Source organism: Mesorhizobium sp. M4B.F.Ca.ET.089.01.1.1, from assembly GCF_004022605.1.
Taxonomy (GTDB): Bacteria; Pseudomonadota; Alphaproteobacteria; order Rhizobiales; family Rhizobiaceae; genus Mesorhizobium; species Mesorhizobium abyssinicae.
Map to the genome: position 1 here is coordinate 1 of NZ_RZOS01001054.1, position 770 is coordinate 770.

Genomic DNA, 770 nt, shown 5'->3' on the forward strand with positions numbered 1-770 from the left:
CTGCACCCCGCTCATTGGCCGTCTTCACAAAGCGCTTAACGTGAGCGGGAACGAAGAGCAGGGATCTCCAGCGTGGTAAAGCCATCGCGCTTTCAACGGCCGCAAAAGTGTGCTTGATCATGGAGAAGCCCCTGCGGCCGATCCTCCCGAGGGCGGTGGCAATGAGTTTGCTGGATGGCCGACGCCTTGAGATGATCCAAGGTAGACAGGTTCTTTGGAAATCGCGAGCGCACTCACGTTACCGAAACGCGCGCTCACGCTGACGCCGCTCTTTTTCGCAAAAGCCCCAAAACCTCCTCGCGGACAGCCTCGGTGTGAGCGCCAAGAGCCGGAACCGGGCGCAGCGACGGGTGCTCGGAGTTGAAGATAGCCGCAGGCGCTATCGTCTCGACAATTCCTTCGGGTGTGGCGACCTCGACCCTGCGAAGGTGCGAATGCTTCGAAACATCCGACACTTCGTTCAATCGGCCAAATGCCAAACCGGCCGCCTCGAGCTCCTGCATTGCTTCGTGGCAGGACAGTTCGGAAAACCGCCGTTTAATGATCTCGTCGAGCTGCGCACGATTACCGAGACGCTCCATATTGTCGGCAAAACCGGGCGCGCGTGTAAGCTCCGGCTGCTTCAGGAATTTCTCGCAGAAACTTACCCATTCCCGGTCATTCTGAACCGAAAAGATGACGTCCGTACCGTCGGCGCTACTATAGGCGCCATACGGCGCCAGGGACGGGTGTTTCACGCCGGCGCGTACGGTATGGTAGCCGCCATAGTC

At 59.1% G+C, this 770-nt stretch carries 1 protein-coding gene; it reads right to left on the reverse strand.

Annotated features, from left to right (window positions below):
* Window positions 1-254 precede the first annotated feature (254 nt).
* Window positions 255-770 (reverse strand): CoA transferase (locus tag EN780_RS35970; RefSeq protein WP_133372940.1); only part of this gene is annotated, 516 nt, incomplete at its 5' end.